The organism is Pantoea sp. S61 (assembly GCF_016625145.1).
GTDB lineage: Bacteria > Pseudomonadota > Gammaproteobacteria > Enterobacterales > Enterobacteriaceae > Pantoea > Pantoea rwandensis_B.
The window spans coordinates 1-211 of record NZ_JACVUO010000077.1; the positions used below are offsets into that span (position 1 = coordinate 1).

1 tRNA gene is annotated in these 211 nt (G+C 51.2%); it reads right to left on the bottom strand.

Annotation, left to right across the window (positions count from 1 at the left end):
* Positions 1–132 precede the first annotated feature (132 nt).
* Positions 133–209 (bottom strand) — tRNA-Arg (locus tag IAE30_RS29925).
* Positions 210–211: the final 2 nt, after the last annotated feature.

The window sequence follows — 211 nt, forward strand, 5'->3', positions numbered from 1 at the left end:
CCGCTCGGTTCGTAGCCGAGTACTCTATCCAGCTGAGCTATGGATGCATCGAGTTAATTCTTGTACAACGCAGGGTGCTGACAACTCACCATGAAAGGAACTGCTCGTTCACTCTTACTTCAGTTTTCCGAATGGTGCATCCAGGAGGATTCGAACCTCCGACCGCTCGGTTCGTAGCCGAGTACTCTATCCAGCTGAGCTATGGATGCAT